The organism is Paractinoplanes brasiliensis (genome assembly GCF_004362215.1).
GTDB classification, from domain to species: domain Bacteria; phylum Actinomycetota; class Actinomycetes; order Mycobacteriales; family Micromonosporaceae; genus Actinoplanes; species Actinoplanes brasiliensis.
Map to the genome: position 1 here is coordinate 2,720,283 of NZ_SNWR01000001.1, position 25,357 is coordinate 2,745,639.

General features: G+C 71.1%; 23 protein-coding genes, 1 pseudogene and 1 riboswitch. Of the genes and pseudogenes, 8 read left to right on the top strand and 16 right to left on the bottom strand.

Annotated features, from left to right (window positions below):
- Positions 1-56: 56 nt before the first annotated feature.
- Positions 57-425, bottom strand: coding sequence for a holo-ACP synthase (locus C8E87_RS12030; protein ID WP_133873182.1), 369 nt, complete (start codon positions 423-425; stop codon positions 57-59).
- Between the two features lie 134 nt (positions 426-559).
- On the opposite strand from C8E87_RS12030, the gene C8E87_RS12035 reads away from it, so the two are divergent.
- Together C8E87_RS12035 and C8E87_RS12040 are read left to right on the top strand one after the other, a co-directional pair.
- Positions 560-847, top strand: coding sequence for a hypothetical protein (locus C8E87_RS12035; protein ID WP_133873183.1), 288 nt, complete (start codon positions 560-562; stop codon positions 845-847).
- Positions 844-2,433, top strand: coding sequence for an alpha/beta hydrolase (locus tag C8E87_RS12040; protein ID WP_133873184.1), 1,590 nt, complete (start codon positions 844-846; stop codon positions 2,431-2,433). Before C8E87_RS12035 ends, C8E87_RS12040 begins: the two co-directional genes overlap by 4 nt.
- A 188-nt stretch (positions 2,434-2,621) precedes the next feature.
- On the opposite strand, the gene glmS is transcribed toward C8E87_RS12040, so the two are convergent.
- Positions 2,622-4,505, bottom strand: a complete 1,884-nt coding sequence (glmS, locus tag C8E87_RS12045; protein WP_133873185.1) for a glutamine--fructose-6-phosphate transaminase (isomerizing) — start codon at positions 4,503-4,505, stop codon at positions 2,622-2,624.
- Positions 4,506-4,676: 171 nt separating this feature from the next.
- Between glmS and C8E87_RS12050 the strand changes: the two genes are divergently transcribed.
- Together C8E87_RS12050 and C8E87_RS12055 are read left to right on the top strand one after the other, a co-directional pair.
- Positions 4,677-5,465, top strand: a complete 789-nt coding sequence (locus C8E87_RS12050) for an MmpS family transport accessory protein (RefSeq protein ID WP_133873186.1) — start codon at positions 4,677-4,679, stop codon at positions 5,463-5,465.
- Positions 5,466-5,475: 10 nt separating this feature from the next.
- Entirely contained in the window at positions 5,476-6,654 is a 1,179-nt protein-coding gene (locus tag C8E87_RS12055; protein ID WP_133873187.1) for a pyridoxal phosphate-dependent aminotransferase, read from the top strand.
- A gap of 103 nt (positions 6,655-6,757) precedes the next feature.
- Here the strand turns inward: C8E87_RS12055 and glmM are convergent, their stop codons facing one another.
- The 3 genes from glmM to rplM all read right to left on the bottom strand — a co-directional run bounded on the left by glmM (position 6,758) and on the right by rplM (position 9,182).
- Entirely contained in the window at positions 6,758-8,110 is a 1,353-nt protein-coding gene (gene glmM / locus C8E87_RS12060) for a phosphoglucosamine mutase (RefSeq protein WP_133873188.1), read from the bottom strand.
- 110 nt (positions 8,111-8,220) lie between these two features.
- Positions 8,221-8,718, bottom strand: coding sequence for a 30S ribosomal protein S9 (rpsI, locus tag C8E87_RS12065; protein WP_133873189.1), 498 nt, complete (start codon positions 8,716-8,718; stop codon positions 8,221-8,223).
- A gap of 20 nt (positions 8,719-8,738) precedes the next feature.
- Positions 8,739-9,182, bottom strand: coding sequence for a 50S ribosomal protein L13 (gene rplM / locus C8E87_RS12070; RefSeq protein WP_133873190.1), 444 nt, complete (start codon positions 9,180-9,182; stop codon positions 8,739-8,741).
- 637 nt (positions 9,183-9,819) lie between these two features.
- Here rplM and C8E87_RS12075 point away from each other — a divergent pair.
- The gene (locus C8E87_RS12075) at positions 9,820-10,965 is read left to right on the top strand and encodes a uroporphyrinogen-III synthase (protein ID WP_133873191.1); all 1,146 of its coding nucleotides are present in this window, start codon (positions 9,820-9,822) and stop codon (positions 10,963-10,965) included.
- Positions 10,966-11,279: 314 nt separating this feature from the next.
- Here the strand turns inward: C8E87_RS12075 and C8E87_RS12080 are convergent, their stop codons facing one another.
- The 4 genes from C8E87_RS12080 to C8E87_RS12095 are packed head-to-tail and all read right to left on the bottom strand — an operon-like array spanning position 11,280 to position 15,644.
- On the bottom strand, positions 11,280-11,900 hold the full coding sequence (locus tag C8E87_RS12080; protein WP_133873192.1) for a GTP-binding protein: 621 nt from the start codon (positions 11,898-11,900) through the stop codon (positions 11,280-11,282).
- On the bottom strand, positions 11,881-12,243 hold the full coding sequence (locus C8E87_RS12085; protein ID WP_133873193.1) for a DUF742 domain-containing protein: 363 nt from the start codon (positions 12,241-12,243) through the stop codon (positions 11,881-11,883). Before C8E87_RS12085 ends, C8E87_RS12080 begins: the two co-directional genes overlap by 20 nt.
- Before the next feature lie 30 nt (positions 12,244-12,273).
- On the bottom strand, positions 12,274-12,681 hold the full coding sequence (locus tag C8E87_RS12090) for a roadblock/LC7 domain-containing protein (protein ID WP_133873194.1): 408 nt from the start codon (positions 12,679-12,681) through the stop codon (positions 12,274-12,276).
- Positions 12,678-15,644, bottom strand: a complete 2,967-nt coding sequence (locus C8E87_RS12095; RefSeq protein WP_133873195.1) for a sensor histidine kinase — start codon at positions 15,642-15,644, stop codon at positions 12,678-12,680. The genes C8E87_RS12090 and C8E87_RS12095 overlap by 4 nt, the downstream gene beginning before the upstream one ends.
- 459 nt (positions 15,645-16,103) lie before the next feature.
- Here C8E87_RS12095 and C8E87_RS12100 point away from each other — a divergent pair, with 459 nt between their 5' ends.
- The 3 genes from C8E87_RS12100 to C8E87_RS12110 all read left to right on the top strand — a co-directional run bounded on the left by C8E87_RS12100 (position 16,104) and on the right by C8E87_RS12110 (position 19,248).
- Positions 16,104-17,219, top strand: a complete 1,116-nt coding sequence (locus C8E87_RS12100; protein ID WP_133876777.1) for an ABC transporter substrate-binding protein — start codon at positions 16,104-16,106, stop codon at positions 17,217-17,219.
- On the top strand, positions 17,216-17,965 hold the full coding sequence (locus tag C8E87_RS12105) for an ABC transporter ATP-binding protein (RefSeq protein ID WP_133873196.1): 750 nt from the start codon (positions 17,216-17,218) through the stop codon (positions 17,963-17,965). The genes C8E87_RS12100 and C8E87_RS12105 overlap by 4 nt, the downstream gene beginning before the upstream one ends.
- A 92-nt stretch (positions 17,966-18,057) precedes the next feature.
- Positions 18,058-19,248 carry a hypothetical protein gene (locus C8E87_RS12110; protein WP_133873197.1) on the top strand — a complete coding sequence of 397 codons (1,191 nt, stop codon included), beginning with the start codon at positions 18,058-18,060 and terminating at the stop codon, positions 19,246-19,248.
- A gap of 163 nt (positions 19,249-19,411) precedes the next feature.
- Here C8E87_RS12110 and thiC read toward each other — a convergent pair whose 3' ends face one another.
- The 7 genes and pseudogenes from thiC to C8E87_RS12145 form a co-directional block, all read right to left on the bottom strand.
- A complete protein-coding gene (gene thiC, locus C8E87_RS12115) occupies positions 19,412-20,962 on the bottom strand; it encodes a phosphomethylpyrimidine synthase ThiC (RefSeq protein WP_133873198.1) in 1,551 nt (516 codons plus the stop codon).
- A gap of 54 nt (positions 20,963-21,016) precedes the next feature.
- Positions 21,017-21,769 (bottom strand): bifunctional hydroxymethylpyrimidine kinase/phosphomethylpyrimidine kinase, encoded by a 753-nt coding sequence (gene thiD / locus C8E87_RS12120; RefSeq protein WP_133873199.1) that lies wholly within the window; start codon positions 21,767-21,769, stop codon positions 21,017-21,019.
- A complete protein-coding gene (locus C8E87_RS12125; protein WP_133873200.1) occupies positions 21,766-22,458 on the bottom strand; it encodes a thiamine phosphate synthase in 693 nt (230 codons plus the stop codon). The genes thiD and C8E87_RS12125 overlap by 4 nt, the downstream gene beginning before the upstream one ends.
- Complete coding sequence (locus tag C8E87_RS12130) at positions 22,452-23,204, bottom strand: thiazole synthase (RefSeq protein WP_133873201.1); 753 nt, start codon at positions 23,202-23,204, stop codon at positions 22,452-22,454. The genes C8E87_RS12125 and C8E87_RS12130 overlap by 7 nt, the downstream gene beginning before the upstream one ends.
- Entirely contained in the window at positions 23,201-23,398 is a 198-nt protein-coding gene (gene thiS, locus C8E87_RS12135) for a sulfur carrier protein ThiS (protein ID WP_133873202.1), read from the bottom strand. Before thiS ends, C8E87_RS12130 begins: the two co-directional genes overlap by 4 nt.
- Positions 23,399-23,485: 87 nt before the next feature.
- Positions 23,486-24,490: a glycine oxidase ThiO gene (thiO, locus tag C8E87_RS12140; RefSeq protein ID WP_133873203.1), complete on the bottom strand. Its 1,005-nt coding sequence runs from the start codon at positions 24,488-24,490 to the stop codon at positions 23,486-23,488.
- Positions 24,491-24,657: 167 nt separating this feature from the next.
- Positions 24,658-25,230, bottom strand: a pseudogene (locus C8E87_RS12145) (thiamine phosphate synthase); the annotation flags it as partial.
- Positions 25,224-25,335: riboswitch (TPP riboswitch) on the bottom strand. It overlaps the preceding pseudogene by 7 nt.
- Positions 25,336-25,357 lie beyond the last annotated feature (22 nt).

A 25,357-nucleotide genomic window follows, 5' to 3' on the forward strand; every position in this document is an offset into this window, starting at 1 on the left:
TCCCGGCGTGCCGGCGCCGCCCACGTCCGGTGTGCCGGCGCCGCCGGGCTTCCCGGTCAGGATTCGGCGACCACCATGGCCGAGGCGATGCCACCGTCGTGCGAGAGCGACAAATGCCACCTGTTGACCCCGCGCTCGGCGGCGACCGCGGCCACCGTGCCCGACACGGTCAGCCAGGGGCGGCCATCGGGATCGGCCACGATCTCGCAGTCGTGCCAGAGCATGCCCGCGGGAGCGCCCAGAGCCTTGGCCACCGCCTCTTTGGCCGCGAACCGGGCAGCCAGCGACTCGGCCGACCGCGGGTTGCCCGTGGAGCTCACTCGCTCGCCCTCGGTGAAGAGCCGGGTCGCCAGCAGAGGCGTCCGGTCGAGAGCACGGGCGAAGCGCTCCACCAGAACAACATCGATGCCGACAGCCACGATCACGGCCCAACCTTATCGGTAGTCGCCCCTGCACACCCGGCCTGTGGACAACCGCCGGCGTTGTCCACAGGCCACTCCGTGGCCGCCTTGCGACCCCTAAATTCCTCGCATCCGTTCGCCCCATCCGGAGGTTGCTGATGAATCCCGATCTCGAGGCCGACATCGAGGCCCTGCGACGCGCGGCCTCAGGCGTGGCGGCCACCGGCGCCCGGGTGACCGCCGCAGCCGCCGACGAGCCGGCCCCGCCACAGGTCCCGCGCTGGGCCACCGTCGACGCGGCCCAGCTGGCCGCTGATGCCGCCCGCCGGCAGCTGACGATGATCGGCGCCGAGATCGAAGAGACCGCCCGCCGCATCACCGCGGCCGCCGAGGCTTATGAGCTGGCCGACGCCCGTGCCGCCACCCGCCTGCGGCTGACCCGATGACCACCGCCGTGCAAGCTCGCCTGCAGGCGACCGACCCGGCACGATGGCTAGCGCTGGCGCTTTCCTGGCGCCGCTGGGCCGAGCTGGCCGGTCACCTGATCGCCGAGCTGGTTCCCCGCCTGGCCGCACTGCCTTCGGCGTGGCGTGGCACCACGGCGACCGCCGCCTCGCACCGTCTGCACGAGTTGCGCCGCCGGCTGATTCTGTTCCGCCTGCACTGCTGGCGTGCCGACCAGACCGCCGGTGAGTTCGCGGCCGCCCTGATCAGGGCGAAAGCGCTGCTGGCGCGGGCCCTCGCCGCCGCATCCCGGGCCGATTCGCTGACGCCGCGGCCGAATTCGGAGGCCGCGGCCGGGCAGGCTGCCCACGGGCCGGTCGCGAAAGCCCGTGCTTTCGGGCCGGCGTGGGGTTTCCATCCGGACTTGACCGCGGCGCTCGCGCTGGCGGCCCGGTCCGACACCGAGGCCGCCGAGCGGCTGCGCAGCCTGGCCACGGCGATACACACCCCGGCCGAGCCGCCCGGCCCGGATCCCGGCCGGCCCGACTGCACCACCTCCCCCGCCGGGGTGCGGCGCTGGTGGGGCGGGCTTCCGGCGGGGCAGCGCAACTGGCTGCTCGCCACCGAGGCGGCGTGGCTGGCCCGGCTCGACGGCCTCCCCGCGGCCGACCGCGACATCGCGAACCGTCTGCTGCTCGACGAGCGGCTGGCCGAGGTGGACAGGGCGATCGCCGGAGCAAGTGGCAGAGAGCGCGACAAGCTGCGGAAACTCCGTAACGGGTTGTTCGCGCTCGACCGCCGGCTCGCCGACGGGGCCGGCCCGCGCGCCTACCTGCTGCGGCTCGACGTGGCCGAGGAGGGCCGTGCGGTGGTGGCGCTCGGCGATCCCGACCGGGCCGGCAACGTGCTCACTCACGTTCCGGGGATGACCGCCGACCTGGCCTCGTTCGGCGGGGAGCTGGCCCGGTCCGAACGGGTCGCCGTGCGCGCCGCCGAGGTACGGCCGGCCGTCTCAACCAGCGCGATCATGTGGCTCGACTACGACGCACCCGACTTCGTCGACGAGGCGGCGAGCGCCCGCCGGGCCGAGGCCGGCGCACCTGCGCTGCGGCATTTCCAGGAGGGTCTGCGGGCCGCGCACGAGGGCCCGCCGGCCCGGCAGGTGGTGCTCGGCCACAGCTACGGCTCGCTGGTCGTGGGCAAGGCGGCTGCCGGGGGTCTCGACGCCGACAGCGTGGTCTTCGTCGGCTCACCGGGTGTCGGCGTCGACTCGGCCCGTGACCTGCGGGTGCCCTCGGGTGAGGTCTGGTCGAGCACGTCCCGCAGCGACGTCATCCAGTACGTGGCGGTGTCCCCGGCAAGCCTGGTCCGCGATGTGGGCACAGCCGCCGCCGTGCCGGGCATCGGCGCGCTCATGGCTTTCGGCCGCCCGGAAAGCGACCTGTGGTTCGGTCACAACCCGAGCGACCCGGCGTTCGGCGCGCACGCCTTCGCCGGCGCACCCGGCGGTGGTCACGTCGGTTACTGGGAGCCCGGCTCCCCGTCCTTGGAGACCCTCACCGCGATCACCCTGGGGACAGCCCGATGAGACCACCGTGACACGCCAACGGCCGTCACCGACGCCGCCAAGCGACGCGGTGACGGCCGGACAATCCGGGCGACGCCGTAAAGCGGTGACCGCCGGGCAGATCGCGCGACGCCGTAAAAGCGGTGACCGCCAGGCAGGTCGCGCGACACCGTGATGCGGTGACGCCCGGACAGGATGGGCAGCGTTGCTTACTCGACGGTGACGGACTTGGCCAGGTTGCGGGGCTGGTCGACGTCGTGCCCGCGGGCGGCTGCGATCTCGCACGCGAGCACCTGCAGGGGCACGGTGGTCATCAGGGGAGCCAGCAGCGTCGGGGTCGCGGGCACCGGGATCAGGTGGTCGGCGTAGGCGCGGACGTCCTCGTCGCCCTCCTCAGCGATCACGATGGTGCGGGCGCCGCGGGCGCGGACCTCCTGGATGTTGGAGACGACCTTGTCGCGCATGACACCGCGGCCGGCCGGGGAAGGCACCACGCAGACGACCGGCGTGCCCTCGTCGATCAGGGCGATCGGCCCGTGCTTGAGCTCACCGGCGGCGAAGCCCTCGGCGTGCATGTAGGCGAGCTCCTTGAGCTTGAGCGCGCCCTCCAGGGCCACCGGGAAGCCGACGTGCCGGCCGATGAACAGCACCGTCGAGGCGGTCTTGAGGTCACGGGCGAGCTCGCGCACCTCCTCCATGCGGCCGAGCAGCGTACGCAGGCTGTCGGGGGTCTGCTGCAGCTTCTCGACCACGGCGGCGACCTCGTCGGCGTACATGACGCCGCGGATCTGGGCCAGGTGCAGGCCGATCAGATAGCAGGCGACCAGCTGGGTCAGGAACGCCTTGGTCGACGCCACCGCGACCTCGGGCCCGCCGTGGGTGTAGAGCACCGCGTCGGACTCGCGCGGGATCGTCGAGCCGTTGGTGTTGCAGATCGCCAGGACGCGGGCCTTCTGCTCCTTGGCGTGACGCAGCGCCATCAGCGTGTCCATCGACTCGCCGGACTGGCTGATGGCGACCACCAGCGTCGAACGGTCGAGGATCGGGTCGCGGTAGCGGAACTCGCTGGCCAGCTCGACCTCGCACGGGATGCGCACCCAGTGCTCGATGGCGTACTTGGCGACCATGCCCGCGTGGTACGACGTGCCGCAGGCCACGATGAAGATCTTGTCGACGTCGCGGAGGTCCTGGTCGGTCAGGCGCACCTCGTCGAGCACGATCTCGCCGCGGTCGGAGAGACGGCCGAGCAGGGTGTCGGCGATCGCCTGCGGCTGCTCGGCGATCTCCTTGAGCATGAAGTAGTCGTGGCCCCCCTTCTCGGCGGCCGAGGCGTCCCAGTTGATGTGGAACTCGTGGCCCTCCTGGGCCGAGCCGTCGAAACCGGTGATCTCGATGCCGGCCGGGGTGATCAGGACGACCTGGTCCTGGCCGAGCTCGATCGCCTCGCGGGTGTGCTCGATGAACGCCGAGACGTCGCTGGCCAGGAAGTTCTCGCCGTCGCCGCGGCCCACGACCAGCGGCGAGTTGCGGCGGGCGGCGACCACCGCGTCGGGCACCTCGACGTCGACGGCGAGCAGCGTGAACGCGCCCTCGAGCCGGCGGACGGTGCGGCGCATGCCCTCGGCGAGCAGCTGCGGGCCGTCGGCCTGACCGGACTCGCGGAGCCGGCGCATCTCGGCCGCGAGCAGGTGGGCGGCGCACTCGGTGTCGGTGTCGCTGCTGAACTCGACGCCGGTCGCCTCGAGCTCGGCGCGCAGCCGGGCGAAGTTCTCGATGATGCCGTTGTGGATGACCGCGACCCGGCCGTCCTGCGAGATGTGCGGGTGCGCGTTGCGGTCGGTCGGGCCGCCGTGCGTCGCCCAGCGGGTGTGCCCGATGCCGGTGAGACCGGCGGCGATGCGCGATTCGCCGGACTCGGCCAGCGCCTTTTCCAGGTTGGCCAGCTTGCCGGCCTTCTTCTCGGTCAGAACGGTGCCGTCGTCCACGACAGCCACACCGGCGGAGTCGTACCCGCGGTATTCCAGCCTGCGCAGTCCGTCAAGAACGATGCTGAGCGCCGGACGACCGCCGACGTACCCCACGATGCCACACATAGCCCTGAGCCTAGCGGACTTCCGCTCATCCGTCATGCTCGAGAAGCACCCTTTCGAGCACACCGGCTGCGCAAAAAGAGCCGAACAGCCGACCGGGCCATCCCACGGCTGGCGTCGCCGGCGTACCGTCGGCTACCGCGCCACAACAGCGCGCTCGCACCGGGAGAAACGTTGAGCAATCAGCAGCCGGACGGCACCTCTGAGCCGACCACCCCCCTGCCGCCCGCCCCGCCGTCGTTCAGGCCCGGCTCCGCGCCGCTGCCGCAGCCGCCCAACCCGGACTATCCGCCGACCTCCGAGTTCCCGGCCGCGCCGACGGAGCACTATCGGGTGCAGTCGTACGAGCCCCCACCCGACTACGGGCCGCCGCAGGCTTACGAGCCCCCACCGGGATACGGTCCGCCGCCCGGATACGCCCAGCCCAGTTACCAGCAACCTCCGCCGCCGCCCCGCCGGAGCAAGATCCCCATGGTCCTGCTTGTCCTGGCGATCACGCTCCTGCTCTGCGGCGGCGTCGCCACCGCGGGCGTGCTCTTCGTGCGCAATGTGACGGATCGGGCCAAGGAGGCCCTGCCCGAGCTGCCCCAGCTGCCCTCGGCCGCCCCGCAGATCCCCGACCTGCCCACCGAGCTCCCCAGCCTGCCGGGAAACGTGCCCGACGTCACCGGCCGCAAGATCACGGTCACGTACGAGGTGAAAGGCACCGGCCAGGCCTCCCAGATCCTGTACACGGAGAAGCTCGGCGCCCCGCCCAAGCGGCTGCAGGACGTCAACCTGCCGTGGAAGATCACCACCGAGATGGACACACCGGCTCTCGTGTCGGTCGTCGCGATGCGCGTCGGCACCTCGGAGGGGACGATCGAGTGCCGGGCCCTGGTCGACGGCGCCGAGGTGAAACAGCGCACCTCCAGCCCGTCGAACGTGGCCACCGCGACCTGCACCCACTTCGCCATCGAGTGAGACTGATCCCGTGACAAGTGATCCCTTGGTCGAACGCATGCGCCCGTTCGGCACCACGATCTTCACCGAGATGTCCGCCCTCGCCCTGCGCACCGGCTCGATCAACCTGGGCCAGGGCTTCCCCGACACCGACGGCCCGCCCGAGATGCTCGAGGCGGCCGCCAAGGCTCTGCGCGACGGCGCGAACCAGTATCCGCCGTTGCCCGGCATCCCGGCCCTGCGTGCCGCCATCGCCGAGCACGAGCAGCGCTTCTGGTCCCTGCCCCGCGACCCCGGCACCGAGGTGGTCGTGACGGCGGGAGCCACCGAGGCGGTCGCCGCGGCGATCCTGGCCCTGTGCGAGCGCGGCGACGAGGTCGTCACCTTCGAGCCCTACTACGACTCGTACGCGGCCTCGATCACGCTGGCCGGCGCCGTCCGCCGGCCCGTCACGCTACGCCCCGGCCCCGACAGGCGGTACGGGTTCGACGAGGGTGAGCTGCGGGCGGCGTTCGGGCCCCGCACCCGCCTGGTGCTGCTGAACTCGCCGCACAACCCGACCGGCAAGGTCTTCACCCGCGCCGAGCTCGACCTGATCGCGCGGCTCTGCCAGGAGTTCGACACCTACGCCGTCACCGACGAGGTCTACGAGCACCTGGCCTTCACCGACGCCGCCGAGCCGCACGTACCGCTCGCGACCCTGCCCGGCATGCACGAGCGCACCCTGCGGATCTCGTCGGCCGGCAAGACGTTCTCGTGCACCGGCTGGAAGGTGGGGTGGGCGACCGGCCCGGCGCGGCTGGTCTCGGCCGTGACCCGGGTCAAGCAGTTCCTCACGTTCGTCAACGCCGGGCCGCTGCAACCCGCCGTGGCCGTGGCGCTCGGACTGCCCGACTCGTACTTCACCGGTTTCCGCGCGGAACTGCAAGCCCGCCGTGACCACCTGACAGCCGGGCTGACCGAGGCCGGGTTCGCCGTCCAGCCGTCCGAGGGCACGTACTTCGTGACGGCCGACATCACCCCGCTGGGCGGCGCCGACGGCATCGAGTTCTGCCGCGAGCTGCCGGAGCGCTGCGGTGTCGTGGCCGTCCCGACCCAGGTCTTCTACGACCACCAGGAGGCGGGCCGGCACCTGATCCGGTTCGCCTTCTGCAAACGCGAGTCCGTGATGGAGGAAGCGGCCCAGCGCCTGTCGAAGCTGGGCCGCTGAAAAAGACCGACGAAGCGGACAAGTCCCCTAAAGCCGCCTGTCGAAGCTGGGCCGCTGAAAGAGACCGACGAAGCGGACAAGTCCCTCAAATACGGCTGAGGAACTAGGCGGGAGAGGCGGAGCGCACCTCGTCGGCGATCCGCTCGGCGACCGTACGGGCCTGCTCCTCGGTGGCCGCCTCGACCATCACCCGGACGAGCGGCTCCGTGCCCGAGGGACGCAGCAGCACCCGGCCGGTCTCGCCCAGCTCGTTCTCGGCCAGCGCCACCGCGGCCTGCACGGCGGGAGCCGCCGCACCCGCGTCCCGGTCGCCGACGCGTACGTTGATCAAAACCTGGGGCAGCGGGTGCACGACCGACGCCAGGTCGGCCAGCGACTTGCCGGACGCGGCCAGCTGCGCCATCAGGTGCAGGCCGGTCAGCACGCCGTCGCCGGTGGTCGCGTAGGCCGGCATCACGATGTGCCCGCTCTGCTCGCCGCCCAGCGCCAGCCCGCCCGCGTTGAGCTCCTCGAGCACGTAGCGGTCGCCCACCTTGGTCTCGAGCAGCTTGATCCCGGACTGCTTCATGGCGATGCGCAGCCCGAGGTTGCTCATCACGGTCGCGACCAGCGTGTTGTCGGTCAGCGTGCCCGCGTCGCGCATGGCCAGGGCCAGGATCGCCATGATCTGGTCGCCGTCCACCACGTCACCGGAGGCGGTCACCGCGAGGCAGCGGTCGGCGTCGCCGTCGTGGGCCAGCCCCAGGTCGGCCCCCTCGGCCAGCACGGCGTCGCGCACCTTGTCGAGGTGGGTCGAGCCGCATCCGTCGTTGATGTTCAGCCCGTCCGGGTCGGCGTGGATCGCGATGACCTCGGCGCCGGCCTCCTCGTACGCCACCGGGCCGACCTCGCTGGCCGCGCCGTTCGCGCAGTCGACCACGACCTTGATGCCGGCCAGGCTGTGCGGGGTGGAGCCGACCAGGTGCTTCACGTAGTGCTCGGCGCCGTCGAGGAGGTCGTGCACCCGGCCGATGCCGGCGCCGGTGGGGCGGCCGACCAGCCCGTGGCCGTCCTCGATGGCCTGCTCGATGCGCTCCTCCAGCTCGTCGGGAAGCTTGGTGCCCCCGGCGGCGAAGAGCTTGATCCCGTTGTCGGGCATCGGGTTGTGTGACGCCGACAGCATCACGCCGAGGTCGGCGTTGGTCTGCCCGACCAGGAAGGCCACCGCGGGCGTCGGCAGCACCCCGACCCGTACGACGTTGGCGCCCGCGCTGGTCAGGCCGGCGACGACGGCCGCCTCCAGCATCTCGCCGCTGGCCCGCGGGTCACGGCCGACGATGGCCAGCGGCTGGTGGCTGCTGTCGCTCTCGACCAGGACGCGTGCGGCCGCGACCGCCACTTTGAGGGCCAGTTCCGGGGTGAGCAGCTCGCCGTTCGCGAGCCCCCGTACGCCGTCGGTGCCGAACAGTCGCCCCATGGCGGTTTCCTTTGCGGTGCGTCGTAAAAGGGGAGGGAACGCAAACGGCCGGGCCGGCCCCCAGGGAAACCCAGGGGCACAACCCGGCCGTTGTCAGACTCGGCGCAAAATCAGCGCTTCGAGTACTGCGGAGCCTTACGGGCCTTCTTGAGGCCGTACTTCTTGCTCTCCTTGACGCGGGCGTCCCGGGTGAGGAAGCCGGCCTTCTTAAGAGCGGGGCGGTCGTCGGGCTCGTTCGTGATGAGCGCCCGCGCGATGCCGAGGCGCAGCGCACCGGCCTGGCCGGTGATGCCGCCGCCGCGCAGGTTCGCGATCACGTCGAACTGCTCTTCCTTCTCAGCCGTGACGAGCGGCTCACGGATGAGCTGCTGGTGCACCTTGCTGGGGAAGTAGGCCTCGAGGTCACGGCCGTTGCAAACGATCTTGCCGCTGCCGGGCACGAGACGCACTCGGACGATGGCCTCCTTGCGGCGGCCGACGGTCTGGATCGGACGGTCACCGGGACGCGGGGCGCGGACCGGGGCCGGCGCGGGCGTCTCGACGACGACGACCGTCTCAGCGGGCTCCTCGACGGTCTCGACGACCTCGGGCTCGATGATGTCGGACATGCTGCTGCCTTCTCCCGCGCTCACTGCGCGATCTGGGTGATTTCGAACGGCTGGGGCTGCTGGGCCGCGTGCGGGTGCTCGGCGCCCGGGTAGACCTTCAGCTTCTTGATGATCTGCCGCGCGAGCTTGTTGTGCGGGAGCATGCCCTTGACGGCCAGCTCGATCGCCTTCTCGGGGCGCTTGCTCAGCAGCTCCTCGTAGCCGACCTGCTTCAGACCGCCCGGGTAGCCCGAGTGGCGGTAAGCGACCTTGGTCTGCCGCTTGTTGCCGGTCAGGGCGACCTTGCCGGCGTTGATGATCACCACGAAGTCGCCGGTGTCGACGTGCGGGGCGAAGGTCGGCTTGTGCTTACCGCGCAGAAGGTTCGCGGTGTGGGTGGCCAGGCGGCCCAGAACGACGTCGGAAGCGTCGATAATGTGCCACTGACGCTCGATCTCACCCGGCTTCGGGCTGTACGTACGCACAGAATTACCTTGTCTTGTCGTCGGTCTGGGGTCGCGCGCTGGTCGCGGTGAACGCGAACATCAAGCCTACCCGGAGGGCGGGCTCGCAGCTGTCGCACAACAGCAGGCAACAATACCCGGCTGCGCGGCGCGTGGTCAAAACGTGCGTGGAGCGACACGATCGGTGGCCCCGTCGTAGGAACTGACGCGACCTCCAAACATAACCTCGACCAGCATACCCGGCCCTCCGACGCGCCCGGCAGCGGGATCCAAGGTCACCACCGCCCGTAGCGAAGGTCACAGCTCGATGCCTCTTAGCAGGCTCGAAACAAACGGGACGCGAGGGCGAAATTCCCCGACGGCACGCTTCCGATATGAGCAATGGTGCTGACACCTCGACGACGCGGGCCCGGCGTGGCCCGCACGTGCGGGGACAACGCACTATTGAGAAGCCACCGTCAGGGTTGAGGACGGACCTGACGGTGACCGCTGGACCGGCTTCCTGGTTCGGCGAGGAGGAGTCGTGGCGCGCGCCGGGCGGAGGTACGGCGGAGAACGCAGGCGTGACATGGGAGCGGGTCGACGCTGAGGACGGCGGACTCCGAGCGTGCCCTTCGGTGGACCGTTCGGCCGCGCCGCGACTTCTCGAAATACCGATATGACCGACCGCACGGGGGGAACGCGCCGGACGGTGATCACGGCGGCCGCACTGGCCGAGCCGGCCGCTTCGCTGTCCGGTTACACGATCGGGGTGACCGCCGACCGTCGCCGCGACGAGCTGGCCACCCTGCTGGAGAGCCGGGGCGCCCGGGTGGTGCTGGCCCCGGCGCTGCGGATAGTCCCGATCGCCGACGATGCCGAGCTGCGGGCGGCAACCCGGGCCTGCCTCGACACCCCACCCGACATCGTGCTGGTCAACACCGGCATCGGCATGCGCGGCTGGCTCGAGGCGGCCGAGGGGTGGGGGCTGGCCGAGCCGCTGCGCGCGGTGCTGTCCCAGGCCTATCTGGTCGCCCGGGGGCCCAAGGCGCGCGCCGCTGTCCGCTCGGCCGGGCTGCACGACCAGTGGTCCCCCGAGGGCGAAAGCTACGACGAGGTGGTCGACCACCTCAAGGCCCGCGGGATAGCCGGCCTGACCGTGGCGGTGCAGCTGCACGGCGAGAGCCAGCCCGAATACACCGAGGCCCTGGAGCGGGCGGGCGCCCGGGTGATAGAGGTCCCGGTCTATCGCTGGGCCCCGCCGACCGACCCGGCCCCCCTGCACCGGCTGGTCGACCTGATCACCGCGCGCCTGGTCGACGCGGTCACGTTCACCGCCGCCCCCGCCGTTCAGGCGCTGCTGCGGGCCGCCGGCCCCAGCTCCGACGCCGTCCTGGAGGCCCTGCGCGGCGACGTGCTGGCGGCCTGCGTCGGCCCCGTCACAGCCGCCCCGCTGCGCCGCCACAATGTTCCGGTGGTCGCGCCGTCCCGCGCCCGGTTGAGCGCGCTGGTCCGCACGATCGTCGACGAACTCCCCAAACGAGCCGTCTCTCTCGAGGTGGCCGGCCACTCGCTGACCCTGCGCGGCCACGCCGCCATAGTCGACGGCGAGCTTCGTCCCCTGGCCCCCGCCCCGATGGCCGTGCTGCGCGCGCTGGCTGCCACCCCCGGCCGCGTCCTCTCCCGGGCGGCCTTGCTGCACGCCCTCCCCCGAGGCGCCGACGAACACGCCGTAGAAATGGCCGTGGCCCGCCTCCGAGCCGGCCTCAGCGCCCCCGGCGTCATCCAAACCGTCGTCAAACGTGGCTACCGCTTACCCGTCTGAAACCGAAGAAGACGTACGCCTCGTCGCCTCGAACAACCGCACCAGCCCCGTCCCGGGGGCTCCTCGCGGCCTCCCTGCAACTCAAGGCCGCAGCCGCGCCTCTCGCGTGACCGGGCACTCCCGGTTTTGGGCGCAACCACTTACGCACGTCGCCCGGGTGGGTTGAGCGTTCTGGGCGCGCCGGCGCCCTGCTCAGCCCACCCGGGCCCTCGGCGGGAGCGACGGTCTGAACCCACCACCCCGCTACGACATCTGGTTTTGAAGTTTCGGGATCCGCGGTCACCCACCGCCCCGATACGACATCTGCCTTTGACTTATCCAACCGTTGCCGGGTAGCCGCCTGACTGCTCCGCCACCAGTGTCGCCATGGCGTGTTCGACGACCGCCACCAGCACCTGCTTGACCGATTCGCGGTGGCGGGCGTCACACATGACCAGCGGCACGTGCGGCGGAATGGCGAGCGCTTCCCGCACCTCGTCCGGCTCGTAACGCGGAGCGCCGTCGAAGCAGTTCAGCGCCACCAGGTACGGCAGGTGGCGGTTCTCGAAGTAGTCGAGGGGGGCGAACGCGTCGGCTATCCGGCGGGTGTCGACGAGCACTGCCGCGCCGACCGCGCCGCGGATGAGCTCGTCCCACATGAACCAGAAACGAGTTTGTCCGGGGGTGCCGAAAAGGTAGAGGATCAGGTCGTCGGCCATCGTGATGCGGCCGAAGTCCATCGCCACCGTGGTGGTCCCCTTGCCGGGCACCTTGGAGGCGTCGTCGACCCCTTGACCGGCCGAGGTCATGACGGCCTCGGTCGTCAGCGGCTCGATCTCGGAGACCGCCCCGACCAGCGTCGTCTTGCCCACGCCGAAACCGCCGGCGACGACGATCTTGGCGGAGGTGATCTCTTTGGGTTGCGCCCCCGCCCGCTCAGAGCTTGCGAAGTCCACTCAACACCCTTTCCAGCAGGTTCATCCGCTCCGAGAACCCAGTCTTGGGAGCGGCGCTGTGCAACGAGAGCAGTCCGTCGGCCACCATGTCGGCGACCAGGACCCGCGCCACACCCAGCGGTAGCCGGGAAAGCGCTGCGAGCTCGGCCAGCGATTGCGCCTTCGCCTCGCACAGCACGGCGATGCGGTACTTGTCATGCCCGGCGAACCGGGCCTCTTGCAGACCGGCCTGGCTGGCGACCAGGACTGCCTCGATCGGGATGTCTCGGCGCGGCTCGGTGCGTCCACGGGTGACCGCGTAGGGACGCACCAGGTTGCCTCTCGGATCCTGCGGCTGGCCCATCGCGATCACCCCCTTCCGTCGAACCGGCGACTAGTGATTGACAGTTTCCCGGGGTGCGGGCGACAGCGACGCGCCGACCCGTTCCACCAGCAGCGCCATCTCGTAACCGACCTGGCCCACGTCGCAGCTGCGCGCGGCCAGCACGGCCATCGAGGACCCGTCGCTGATGGTCATGAGGAACAGGTACCCGGAGTCCATCTCGATGATCGTCTGCTGGACCTCGCCCGCGTTGAACATGCGGGACGCGCCGTCGGTCAGGCTGACCACACCGGACGTGATGGCCGCGAGCTGGTCGGCCCGGTCGGTCGGCAGGTCTCGCGACGCGGCGAGCAGCAGGCCGTCCGCGGACACCGCCACGACGTGCGCGATGCCGGCGACGCTGTTGGCGAAGTTGTTGAGCAGCCAGCCCATGTCCTGCATGGTGGGGGGCCTGGTCACGGTTGGTTCTCCTTAGCCTGGGAGGCGGCGGACTCGGCGGTGCCGTCCGTCCGCCCGCGTTGCACTCCACGGTGATACGCGGAAAGCAGTCCGCGGACCTCATCGGGGCTGCGACGGTTTTGGTTTTTGGGCCCGGGCTGCACGCCTCCGGGCACGAGCTGCGCTTGGGGAACACGCTTGGGCAGGCCCGACCGTGTCGTGCCGGCGTCAACCGGCTCGGCCGCTGCCATCGCCTTCTGCCACCCCTCGTCGGCCGACGTCTTCCACCTGTCCTCGGCCGCAGCGCGGGGCTTCGGAACCGACGGTCCATTGTGCCCTTTCGACGCGGCGGACGGCGTCGGGGGTGGCGGTGCGGCCACCGGTGCGGGCGCCGCCTTGGCGGGCGCGGGAGCGGGAGCCGGTGAGGCCTGCGCGGCCGCAGCCGGCTTCGCGGGGGAACCGTTGGGCGGCGGGGCGTAACCGGCGGTCGGCATGCCCCACTCCTCGCTCGTGTTCTCGTGGTTGCGGAACCAGCTCTGCTGCATCTGCACGAAGATCGGCGCGTCGCTGCGGTCCTCGGCCGACGGGGCCACCGGCGGCGGGGGCGGTGGCGGCATCGCGGCCAGGGCGGCGCCCCAGCCGTTGCCGGTGGGGGCGGGCGGCGCGGAGGCGGGCTGCGCGGAGACCGGCTGCGCGGAGGCGGGCGACGCCGGGGTGGCCGCCGCGAACCCGTTCATCGTGGTCGACGAGTTGGTCGCGTCGATCGTCTTGGTGACCCGGGTCGGCAGCGGTGGCCGGTTCGGCGTGGGCTGGGTGTCCGGATCGGACGGTGGCCGCTGCGACGGGAACATCGGCAGCTGCGGGTGTGCCGCGGGCGGCGGCGGGGTCGGTTCGCGCCACGCCGGCTCGGGCGCGGACGAGATCGTCGGCAGCGTCGCCGTGGCCGCGCGGGAGGACCGCGCGTCCCAGCCATCACTCCCGTACGGGGCGGTGCCCAGTTCCTGCGGCCGGACCGGCGCGTCGAGGCGGCGGCTCGGCAGCACGACGATGCTGCTCGGCAGCGTGACCTGGGCGACCGTGCCGCCTTCGAGGTTCGCCCGCAGCTCGACGCGGATGCCGTAGCGGGAGGCGAGACGGCCGACCACGGCCAGACCCATCAGGCGGAACGCGGCCACGTCGACGTTCGGCGGCTCGGCCAGCCGGCGGTTGAGCTGGTCCATCTGCTCCTCGGACATGCCGAGGCCGCGGTCCTCCACCTGGATCACGACGTAGTCGCGGATCCGCCGGCCGTCGGCGACCACGATCGTCGTCGGCGGCGAGAAGCGGGTGGCGTTGTCGAGCAGCTCGGCGACCAGGCGCACCACGTCGTTGACGGCGAGCGCGGCGATCGAGATGTCGGTGTCGACGGTGCCGAACTCGATGCGGTTGTAGAGCTCCACCTCGGACTGTGCGGCGCGCAGCGCGTCGACCAGCAGCGCGTCCTCGCGGCGGGGGGCGCTGGAGTCGGCGCCGGCCAGCACGAGCAGGTTCTCGTCGTTGCGGCGCATCCGGGTGGCGAGGTGGTCGAGCTCGAACAGCTGGGCCAGGCGCTTCGGGTCCTCCTCGGTGCGCTCGATCTGGTCGAGCTCGCCGATCATCCGGTCGACCAGCGACTGACTGCGGCGGGCCAGGTTGAGGAACATCGTCGACACGCTGGTGCGCAGGGCGGCCTGCTCGGCGGCGATGCGGACCGCCTCGCGGTGGACCACGTTGAACGCCTGGGCGACCTGGCCGACCTCGTCCCGGTTGGGCAGCTGGATCGGGTCACGGACCTGCCGGACCAGCTCGTCGGCACCGCCCTCACCGAGGTTGCGGGCGTCGCGCAGCATGGCCACGGCGTCGGGCAGGTCGCGGTTGGCCACCGCCAGGGCGCCCTCACGCAGCCGGCGCAGCGACATGTTGAGCGAGCGGGCCAGGATGACGGCCAGCGCGATGGCGACGATCAGCACGAGCAGGACCAGCGCGGCCTCGATCGCGGTCTGGCGCACGACGGCGTCGCGTTCGGACGAGGCCAGATCGACCACGTCGGACTCGAGTTCCTGTTCGGCCCAGCGCATCAGGTCGACCACGGACCCGAAGGTGCGGGTGACCTCGTCGGGGTCGGTCACCCCGCCGTTGCCGGCCCGGCTGAGCTGTGCCGACACGCCGTCGACCAGGTTGACCGCGTCGCCGGAGACGACGTTGTCGACCAGGGTGGTTTGCTCGGGGCTGGCCACCAGCGAGAAGGCGAGCAACGCCTCCTGCTGGGCGGTCTGGGTGGCGATGAAGGTGACGCGTTGCTCGGCGCTGAGGTCGCGGGTGACCACGGCGGCGTACGAGACGGCTTCCTGATCGGCGGTGCCGGCCTTGGCCCGGGCGAACGCGGCGATCGCCCGCAGGCGGTCGGCGATGTCGCCGTCACCGGCGAACTGGCTGACGGCCTCGCCGTACGAGACCAGGTCGGTGATCACGACGGTGTAGCGGGAGACGGCCTCGGCGACGGCGATGCCGTTGCGGTCGCCGACCGCCGACCTGGTGGCGTCCATCGTGTTCAGGTGGTCGTCGATGCGTACGAGCCGGGCCTTCACGGTGGCCGGCGGCTCGCCGATGTCGTTGCGGTGGGCTCGGTAGACCTGGATCTGCGCGTCGCTCGCCCGGACGGCGGCCCGATAGGCCTGGGTGCGCTCGTCGCTCACCCGGTTGCCCAGGAAGGCGGCGGCGGCCATCCGCTCGATGTGCAGCAGCTGGGTGAGGGCGGAGACGTCGGTCTCCAGTTTGGTCAGTTCCTCCACTTGCCCGGCGTCGGCAGCGCGCTGTCCGACGTCGACCAGACGCGTGGTCGCCAGGGCGATGACCGCGACCAGCGGAACCACCAGAATGAGACCCAGTTTGGCGCGGATCCGGGCGTCTCGCAGTCGGGGAAAGACACCACGGCGCGTCACCTGGGTCGAAGATCCGGTGCTCACGACTTCTCCTCCGTGGTCGTCCCCGTGGCTCTTCGCCCGCAGAACCTCGCGCGGCCCGGGAATTTCATCAGAACGGACATCGCTTTGGGAAGTCTGGAAACACCCGGAAACGAACTGCGTGTCCGGGTGCAAGGATTCCTGGCAGTTCCACTTTCGACAAAGAATGCGCTTTGACGTGCGCGAATATGTCGACCGACACATCCGGTAACCACGCAGTCACTCGAAACCCCCAAGATTCCAACCAATATATGGGACAACCGTCCCGATCCATCGATGACGACCCGCTTGACCAGGGGGCTTCACGTTGGCAAGGTTTGGCGCGATCGAACGGACACATTGTCCGTGTCGGAGCGCCCGGCGGCGGACCACGATGCTGCGGGCACCCCAGCCTTCCCGCCCCCCATAGGAGGCACCGCAGTGCGGCACCCCCGCATCACCGCGGCCACGGCCGTGGCATCGATGCTCCTCGCCGGCGCGGCCGGATGCACCTCCGACGACGACGCCCCCTCGGGCGCCGAAGTCGTGGTCATCGCGGCCGACCTCAACAACTCGTCGGTCGACACCGCGTACGCCCGGGCCCTGCAGTTGCGGGTCGACCAGATCAACGCCTCGGGCCGGCTCGGCAACCGCGAGCTGCGGCTGGTGACGAAGGACAACCGGAACGACCCGGCGTCGTCGCTGCGCAACATCACCTCGTTCGCCGACGACCCGGCCGTGGCCGCGGTGGTCACCGGCTCGTGCGACCAGTGCGTGGTCCAGGCGGCGAAGACGATCAACGACAAGGCCGTCCCGACCATCGCGCTGGCCGCGTCGGACGAGGTCTCGTCGCCCGTCGCCGACCGGCAGTACGTCTTCAAGCTCGGCCCGAACGCCGCCGACAGCACCGCGGCGCTGGTGGCGGAGCTGGTGCGGGCGCGCACCCGTTCGATCTCGGTGCTCTACACGGCCGACCTCTACGGCAAGGGCGCCAACACCGCGCTCAACGACGCGCTGCGCAACCTGAACATCAACGTGAAGGCGGCCCGCGCGGTCAACCCGGGCGCGTCCGACATCGCGCAGTCCGTCGGCACGCTGACCGACGCCGAGCCGGACGCCCTGATCGTGCTCGCGCCGCCCGAGCTGTCGCTGCTGGCCGCCCAGGACGCGCGCAACGCGGGCTTCGGCAAGAAGATCTACTTCGACGCCGCGGCCGCGGGCGACCTGTTCATCGCCCAGGAGGCGGCCGCCGCCACCAACAACGCCACCATGGTGTTCACCCAGATCCTGGCGATCGACGACGTGATCGCGACCACCCCGGCCAAGTCGTCGCGCAAGCAGTGGTTCCGGGACTACACCTCCCGGTACGGCAGCTACTCGGGCGTGGCCTCGTTCGCCGCGGACGCCGCCGACCTGATCGCCGAAGCGGTGGCGCGGGTCGGCACGGACCGCCCGCGGATCCGCGAGATCATCGAGACGTCGCAGGTCGACGGCCTGTCCGGCCCGATCCGCATGACCCCCGACAACCACTCGGGCCTGATGCCGCAGGCGCTCACCCTGCTGGTGGCGCGCAGCGGCCGGTGGCGACTCTCCTCATGATCAAGATCGATCGGGTCTCCCGGACCTTCACCGGCCGTTCGGGCACGGTCGAGGCGTTGCACGAGGTCAGCCTGCAGGTCGCCGACGGCGAGTTCGTGGCCGTGGTGGGCCGCTCGGGCTGCGGCAAGTCGACGCTGCTGCGGATGATCGCCGGGCTGCTCCCGCCGACAGGGGGCGTCATCGAGGTGGGTGGCGCCGCGGTGGCCAAGCCGCGCCGCGACGTGTCGATGATGTTCCAGCGGCCGGCCCTGCTGCCCTGGCGCTCGGTGCTCGACAACGTGCTGCTGCCGGTGCAGTTCTTCGGCAAGCGCAAGTCGGACTACCGCGAGCGCGCCCAGGAGCTGCTGGTCATGACCGGGCTGAACGGCTTCGAGAAGAGGCTGCCGCACGAGCTCTCCGGTGGCATGCAGCAGCGGGTTGCGCTCTGCCGGGCGTTGATCGCGAAGCCGCAGGTCATGCTCATGGACGAGCCGTTCTCGGCGCTCGACCCGCTGATCCGCGAGGAGCTCTCCGGCGAGCTGCAGCGCATTCACATGGAGCAAAGAGCGACCACGGTCTTCGTCACCCATTCGATCGACGAGGCGGTGCTGCTCGCCGACCGGGTCGTGGTGCTCAGCCCGCGGCCGGGCCGGGTCCGCGAGATCGTCGACGTCCGGATCCCGCGTCCGCGCACGCTGGGGCGTACGGCGCACTCCGACGAGGTGGCCCGCTGCAGTGGCCTACTCCATGATCTTCTGATGGCCTAAGCTGTCACTCTCCGTACAAATAACTAAGCGGGATTTTAAGAATCGAGTCCCGCTGTTGAGCGCGCAGGCGAGGGAACCGTAACGTGCCGGGCATGGCTTTTCGGACCTGGGTGAAGTTGTTGGGGGCCGCGTTCGGCGCCGCGGCGCTGGTCGGCGCCGGTCAGCTGGGGCTCGCCTACGGGCTGGGCATCCTCAACTTCACCCGTGTCGTGGACGCTACCGCCCGTGATCAATGGACCGCTCAGCTGGGCTGGGTCGCGTGGTTCGCGCTCACCGCGGCAGCCGCCGGTGGGCTGGCCGGCCGGACCCGGCTGCCCCTGACGGCGGGCGCTGGCACCCGGATGATCGGCGCGATCGCGGCCGGTGTGGGCGCGGCGGCGATCGTGCCGCTGACCATGCAGCCGGCCCGCAGCGCCGAGATCGCGGGGGTCAACGCGGTCTTCGTGATCGGTTCGTGTGCCCTGATCGGCGCGGCCGGGGGCATCTTCGCCGCGTACGCCGCCCTGGGCCGTTCCGTGTCGCACTGGAGCCTGGTGACCCTGTCCGGCGCGGTCTGGCTCGTCGCGCTCACATCGGTGGCGCCTTCCCTGCGTTCGGGTGAGACCCTTCCCCCCGTACGCCTCGGCGTGCTCGACGCCGATTTTGTGCCCGACAGCCTCATCGAGCGGGCCGCCCTGTTCACCATGCCGGTGCTCGCCCTGCTCAGTGGCTTGGTCATCGGTCTTGCGGCCCGCCGCCGCGGACTGTCCACGACGGCGATCGCCCTGGCCGGCCTGCCCGGTCCGGCCCTGCTCACGGTGGCCTACCTGATCGCCGGGCCGGGCGCGACCCGCTTCCAGGAGGTGCCGTACTACGGCGCCATGACCGCGGCCGGCGCCGGCGTGTTCGGCTCGGTGATCGCCGCCATGCTGCGTCGCGGTCCTGCTTCCGACCAGCCCGGCTCCCCGCTCGACCCGGAACCCACCGCCGACCGTCCGCCGCTGCCGCAGCGCGACGCCCAGCCCGACTCGGCGATCGCTCAGGCCGGCGGCGGCCCGCTGCCCGGCACGGGCGCCGCCCAGGCCATCACCGGACGGGCGTCCGTCGCGGCCCGGTCCACCGTGGCCGCCCGTGCGGCGGTCGCCGCCCAGCGCCCGGAGCACGAGCTGAAACCGTCCGACACCGGCGTGATCACGATGCCCCCGTTCGACGGTTTCACCCCGCCCTCGCAGCAGCAGCGACCCGCCCGGCCGGACAATCCGGACGGCGAGATCGCCGATTGGGTGAGCGGGCTCGGCCGCTAATTCCGTCGTCCTCGATATCTGGCACAACGAGGATCGGAAGCACGGAGCCGCCATTTCCCGTGAATCCGCAATCGGAGCCGATCACGGATTCACGGAAATCGAACTCCCTATTGGCGTTCGGCCAAGAGGTTCGTTTCCTGGAATGGCTCCAGGAACCGCGCCACTAGGTGATCTCGCCTTTACCGGAGTGCGCGGGAACGACGGGCAACGGAACATAGACCCGGCCGCCGGAGGCGACGAACTCCTGCGACTTCTGGCCCATCCCCTGCGCCTTGAGCTCGTGGCTGATCTTCATCGAGCAGAACTTGGGCCCGCACATCGAGCAGAAGTGCGCAGTCTTCGCGGCCGAGGCCGGCAGCGTCTCGTCGTGGTAGGCCCGCGCGGTCTCCGGGTCGAGGGCGAGCTCGAACTGGTCCTCCCAGCGGAACTCGAACCGGGCCTTGGACAGCGCGTCGTCCCACTCCTGCGCGCCCGGGTGCCCCTTGGCCAGGTCGGCCGCGTGCGCCGCGATCTTGTAGGCGATCATCCCGGCCTTGACGTCGTCCTTGTCCGGCAGCCCCAGGTGCTCCTTGGGCGTCACGTAACAGAGCATCGCCGTGCCGAACATCCCGATCATCGCCGCCCCGATCGCCGACGTGATGTGGTCGTACGCGGGAGCGATGTCGGTCGTCAGCGGCCCGAGCGTGTAGAAGGGTGCGCCGCCGCACAGCTCGACCTGCAGGTCCACGTTCTCCTTGATCTTGTGCATCGGCACGTGGCCCGGCCCCTCGACCATCACCTGCACGTCGTGCTCCCAGGCGCGGTGGGTCAACTCCCCCAGCGTGCGCAGCTCGGCGAACTGCGCCTCGTCGTTGGCGTCGGCGATCGAGCCCGGGCGCAGGCCGTCGCCGAGCGAGAACGTGATGTCGTAGTCGGCGAAGATCCGGCACATCTCGTCGAAGTTCGTGTAGAGGAAGTTCTCCTCGTGGTGGGCGAGACACCAGGCCGCCATGATCGAGCCGCCGCGGGACACGATGCCGGTCACCCGGTCGGCCGCCAGTGGCACGTACGGCAGCAGGACCCCGGCGTGGATCGTCATGTAGTCGACACCCTGCTCGGCCTGCTCGATGATGGTGTCGCGGAACAACTCCCAGGTCAGCTTGACCGGGTCGCCCTTGACCTTCTCGAGCGCCTGATAGATCGGCACGGTCCCGATCGGTACCGGTGAGTTCCGGATGATCGCCTCGCGGGTCTCGTGGATGCGCGGACCGGTCGACAGGTCCATCACCGTGTCGGCGCCCCACCGCGTGGCCCAGGTCAGCTTCTCGACCTCCTCGGCCACCGACGACGTCACGGCCGAGGTGCCGATGTTCGCGTTGACCTTCACCAGGAACCGCGACCCGATGATCATCGGCTCGGACTCGGGATGGTTGCGGTTCGCCGGCAGCACGGCCCGGCCGGCGGCGATCTCCGCGCGAACCAGTTCGGCCGGCACGTTCTCGCGGATCGCCACGAACTCCATCTCGGGCGTCACGACGCCGGCCCGCGCCGACGCGAGCTGGGTGCGGCCGCTCACCCAGGGCGCGCGCAGCGGCGGCAGGCCCTTCTCGGGTTCGCTGCCCGGCCCGGAGGTGTCGTAGAGCCGTACGGGGTCGTTGCCGTCACTCAGCTCGACCGACGCGAACGGCACCCGGATGTCCGAGCTCGACCCCTCGACGTACACTTTGCGCCTCATATCCCATTCCTCCCCTTCGGAGGACGCACTGATCCCCTGTGGACGGCGCCCTCGTTAAATCGCGAAGTGGTTCAGCGGCCCGGGGCCGGCGCCCAGCTGCCAGTCGCGCCCACCGGCGAGCGCGGCGGTCACGTACTTCTTGGCCGCCCGTACGGCCTCCGGCACCCGATCACCCAGGGCCAGCCGCACGGCGATCGCCGACGAGAAAGTGCAGCCCGAGCCGTGGTTGTTGACCGTCGCCACCGGCTCGCCCGCGATCGTCTCGGTCACGCCGCCGAAATGCAGCACGTCAACGGCCAGCTCGCTGCCGGTCACCACGACGGCTCGTCCGCCCAGCTTCTGCGCCGCGGCGGCCATCTGCGGCACGGTCTCCACCGGCTCCCCGACGAGAGCCGCGGCCTCCTGCCTGTTCGGGGTCAGCACACACGGGCTCTTCAGAAGCGGCGCAACCGAGGCGGTCTCGGCCAGCCGGGCCCCCGAGGTGGCAACCAGCACCGGATCGACGACCAGGTTGGGCAGCCGGTCGGCCCACGACGCGAGCAACTCGCCCACGGCCGGGTCACCGATCATGCCGACCTTGACCGCGGCGACCGGCAGATCCGCCAGCACCGCCTCCAGCTGCGCCGCCACCACATCAACCGGGATCGGATGGATCGCGGTCACGCCCAGGGTGTTCTGCGCGGTGACGGCGGTCAGGACCGAGGTCCCGTACGCCCCCAGCGCCGCGAACGTCTTGAGATCGGCCTGGATGCCGGCCCCACCCCCGGAGTCCGACCCCGCGATGGTCAACACCACCGGCGGCGTCATGACCGCCACACCCCGCCTCGGCCCGCAGCCTGTGGATAATCCGCCCCACCCGCTTGACAGGGTGTACTTTCATCCCTCTCCCCAGGGAGGGTGGGGGCTGGGGATGGCATTACAGCACCCAGACGATCTTGGAAGGCCGTGATCAGCTCGGCGGCCACGCCCGCCGGATCAGCGGCGCCCATGATCGCGCCCATCACGGCGATCCCCCTGGCTCCAGCGGCCGCACACTCCGCGGCCCGCGAAGCGGAATCCACCCCACCGAGCGCCAGCCACGGCACGTCCCCCGCCACCCCAGCCGCCGCAGCGGGCCCCAGCGGCGGCCCATACCCCGGCTTCGAGCGGGTCGGATAGATCGGCGACAACGTCACGTAGTCCGCAGCCGACATATCCGAGAAGTCGTGGCAAGACCGCCCCACCAGGGTCACCCGCCCGGAAGGCAACGGATCCACCGCCGCCAGATGCACAGCGTCCCCATCGAGCGGGTCGGGCCCGGCCACGATCAGCCGCCCCGCCGGCAGCAGCGCCCGCAAGGAAGCCGCCAGCGCAGACCTTTCCCCGTACGGCAGATCCCGCTCCCGCAGAATCACCCACGAGGCGCCACCGCGAACCGCCTCCCGCACCACCCAGGTCAGCGGCCGGCGAGCCATCCGCCGGTCGGTCAGCACCACGAGCCCGCCCGGCGTCACCACTCCGCGATCCCCTCGTCCGATGTGGACGCCAGCGCGTGGAACCGCCGCGGTATCCGACCGGCCGTGAAGGCGAGCCGCCCGGCGATCACCGCATGACGCATCGCGGAAGCCATGGCGGCCGGCGATTCGGCCCGGGTGATGGCGCTGGCGATCAGCACGGCGTCGCAGCCCAGCTCCATCGCCAGCGCCGCGTCCGAGGCCGTCCCGATGCCCGCGTCGAGCACCACCGGCACGTCCACGCTCTGCCGGATCAGCCGGATGTGGTGCGGGTTCGAGATGCCCAGACCGGAACCGATCGGCGACCCGGCCGGCATCACCGCCGCACAGCCCACGTCGGCCAGCCGCCGGGCCAGGATCGGGTCGTCGCTGGTGTACGGCAACACCCGGAACCCGTCCGCCACCAGCGTCTCGGCCGCCTTCAGCAACTCCACCCCGTCGGGCAGCAAGGTTCGCTCGTCGCCGATCACCTCGAGCTTGACGAGGTCGGTCTCGAACGCGTCGCGGGCCAGGTGGGCCGTCTTGACCGCGTCCCCCGCGGTGTAGCAACCGGCCGTGTTCGGCAGCACCGCCACCCCGAGCCTGTCGAGCATCGGCAGCAGGCCCGGCCCGGCCGCGTCGACCCGGCGCAGCGCCACGGTGACCAGCGCGGTCTCGGACGCGGCGATCGCCTCCTCCAGCGCGGCCAGGCTGTTCGCCCCGCCGGTGCCGAGGATGAGCCGCGACTTCTCGAACAGGTCCACAGTCATCCTCCCTGCGCCGCGGTCAGCACTTCGACCCGGTCGCCGTCCGCCAGTTCGGTCTCCACCCACGTCGAGCGGGGCACGACCTCGCCGTTGACCGCGACCGCGACTCCCCGCCGGGCCTCGGTGATCGTCTGAACGAGCGCCTGCACAGTTCCGGCGTCGCTCTCGATCGCCGTCCCGTTGACCGTCAAACGCATCAGACCCTCCGGATCTCGTCGCCGAACATCCCGGTCACCAGCAGCATCAGAACCTCCGGACCTGGTCGCCGAACACCCCGGTCAGCATCAGAACCTCCGGGGCGAGAAGTCGGCCGACATCGGATCGTCCGCGCCGTCCAGCACCAGCCCGGCGACGATGTCGGCGGTCACCGGCGCCAGCAGCACCCCGTTGCGGAAATGCCCCGCCGCCACCACCACACGGTCGTCAAGCCGCCCGAGCAGCGGCGCGTTGTCGGGTGTGCCGGGCCGGTGCCCGACCGTGGTCTCGGTGAGTTCGAGTTCGGCCAACCCCGGCACCAGGTCGAGCGCCGCGCGCAGCAGCTCGTGCACTCCACCCGCCGTGACCAGCCGGTCGGTCCGCTCCTCCTGGGTCGCGCCCACCACCACTTCGCCGTCCGCGCGCGGCACGATGTAGACCTCACGCCCGTCGACAGATGCGTTGAGCACGTGCCGCAGCAGCCCCGGCTCGCCGCGCAGCCGCAGCACCTGGCCCTTGACCGGCCGGATCGGCAGCCCGGTCAGCGCCGCCGTGCCACATCCGGCAGCCACCACAACAGTCGCCGAATCCACATCGGACAGCGCCTCGACCCGTTTGGGCACCACCCGCGGCCCGAGCTTTTCCCGCAGCGCGCTCACCACCTTGCGCGGGTCGACCTGGGTTTCCCGAGGATCAAAGACCCCAGCCCGTACGCGGGGAGACAGTGCCGGCTCGAGGTCACGCAACTCGGAGGGCCGCAGCAGGGCCAGCTCCTGCCGTTTCCAGACGCGCGCCCGCTGAGCCAGGTCGTCCGCCGTCATCGCCAGGCTGAGGGTGCCGGCGTCGTCATAGCCGACATCAACCCCCAGTTCCTTCGCGTACGCGGGCCACAGCTGGGCCGATCGCTCCAGTAACCGGATCAGGGCCGGGTCCTCGTGCTCGGATTCCCCGCCCGGCGCGAGCATCCCCGCCGCGACGTGCCAGGCGCCGTCGTCCCCGCCGTCCAGCACGGTCACGTCCGCACCACGCTGCACGAGCCGCCACGCAACAGAAAGCCCGACGATCCCGCCCCCGACCACCGTGACGTCGCTCATTGGCGATCCCCGGCCCGCGAAGCCGAAGCAGACGCACCAGCCGCCGAATCCGATACGCCCGATGAATCCGACTCGCCAAGGGCGGCGGCCCACGAGTCCGACCCGCCAAGACCCGGATGCGACGCGCCAAGAGACAAATCCGACACACCGAGGCCCGGATGGGCGGCCAGCGCCCGCAGGAACTCGACCGTCGCCCCCGCCGGATCCGCCGCGACAGCCGAGATCACGGCCACCCCGTAACAGTCCAGCTCCGAGACCCGACCCGCTGTGATGCCCGCGATGGCGATCACCGGCGTACCCGGCACGGCCCGGCTCACCGCCGCGATCCCGTCCGGCCCGATCGGATCCGGCAACCCGCTCTTGCTGCCGGTGGCGAACGCCGGCCCGACACCGAGGTACGACGCCCCGTCGGCCACAGCGGCCCGGGCGGCGGACGGGTTCCGGCAGGTGGCGCCGATCACCGGTCCGGGCCCGAGCACCCGGCGCGCGGCCGCCACCGGCAGGTCGTCGGCGCCCACGTGCACGCCGTCCGCCCCCGCCGCGAGGGCCACCCCGATCCGATCGTCGACCAGGCACAACGCCCCCGCCGGCCGGCACAGCTCAAGCGCCGCGCAGGTCAGGGCGTACGCCTCGCGGTCGTTGGTCTTGACTCTGATCTGGACAGCCACGGGACCGTGCCCGAGGACGCCCCGCACGATGTCGAGCGAGTCGGTGACGATGTGCAGACGCGGCAACAACAACGGTGGCTCCTCCCTGCGCCGGCATGATCCGGATCAGGTTCGACGGTCGGGGGCCGCGTCAGCCCCCCTCTCAGCCCGGTGCACCGGACTCCCGTGGGGTTGTGTTGCCTCGGACCATAACCCGGCC

What these genes read in the sequence shown, in the direction of transcription:
- thiD (WP_133873199.1), bottom strand. Translation starts at nt 21,769, where the DNA reads ATGACGCCGCCGGTGGTGTTGACCATCGCGGGGTCGGACTCCGGGGGT.
- C8E87_RS12075 (WP_133873191.1), top strand. Translation starts at nt 9,820, where the DNA reads ATGACCGACCGCACGGGGGGAACGCGCCGGACGGTGATCACGGCGGCC.
- glmM (WP_133873188.1), bottom strand. Translation starts at nt 8,110, where the DNA reads ATGGGGCGACTGTTCGGCACCGACGGCGTACGGGGGCTCGCGAACGGC.
- thiC (WP_133873198.1), bottom strand. Translation starts at nt 20,962, where the DNA reads ATGAGGCGCAAAGTGTACGTCGAGGGGTCGAGCTCGGACATCCGGGTG.
- C8E87_RS12100 (WP_133876777.1), top strand. Translation starts at nt 16,104, where the DNA reads ATGCTCCTCGCCGGCGCGGCCGGATGCACCTCCGACGACGACGCCCCC.
- C8E87_RS12040 (WP_133873184.1), top strand. Translation starts at nt 844, where the DNA reads ATGACCACCGCCGTGCAAGCTCGCCTGCAGGCGACCGACCCGGCACGA.
- C8E87_RS12130 (WP_133873201.1), bottom strand. Translation starts at nt 23,204, where the DNA reads ATGACTGTGGACCTGTTCGAGAAGTCGCGGCTCATCCTCGGCACCGGC.
- glmS (WP_133873185.1), bottom strand. Translation starts at nt 4,505, where the DNA reads ATGTGTGGCATCGTGGGGTACGTCGGCGGTCGTCCGGCGCTCAGCATC.
- C8E87_RS12110 (WP_133873197.1), top strand. Translation starts at nt 18,058, where the DNA reads ATGGCTTTTCGGACCTGGGTGAAGTTGTTGGGGGCCGCGTTCGGCGCC.
- C8E87_RS12105 (WP_133873196.1), top strand. Translation starts at nt 17,216, where the DNA reads ATGATCAAGATCGATCGGGTCTCCCGGACCTTCACCGGCCGTTCGGGC.
- C8E87_RS12035 (WP_133873183.1), top strand. Translation starts at nt 560, where the DNA reads ATGAATCCCGATCTCGAGGCCGACATCGAGGCCCTGCGACGCGCGGCC.
- thiO (WP_133873203.1), bottom strand. Translation starts at nt 24,490, where the DNA reads ATGAGCGACGTCACGGTGGTCGGGGGCGGGATCGTCGGGCTTTCTGTT.
- C8E87_RS12085 (WP_133873193.1), bottom strand. Translation starts at nt 12,243, where the DNA reads ATGGGCCAGCCGCAGGATCCGAGAGGCAACCTGGTGCGTCCCTACGCG.
- rpsI (WP_133873189.1), bottom strand. Translation starts at nt 8,718, where the DNA reads ATGTCCGACATCATCGAGCCCGAGGTCGTCGAGACCGTCGAGGAGCCC.
- thiS (WP_133873202.1), bottom strand. Translation starts at nt 23,398, where the DNA reads ATGCGTTTGACGGTCAACGGGACGGCGATCGAGAGCGACGCCGGAACT.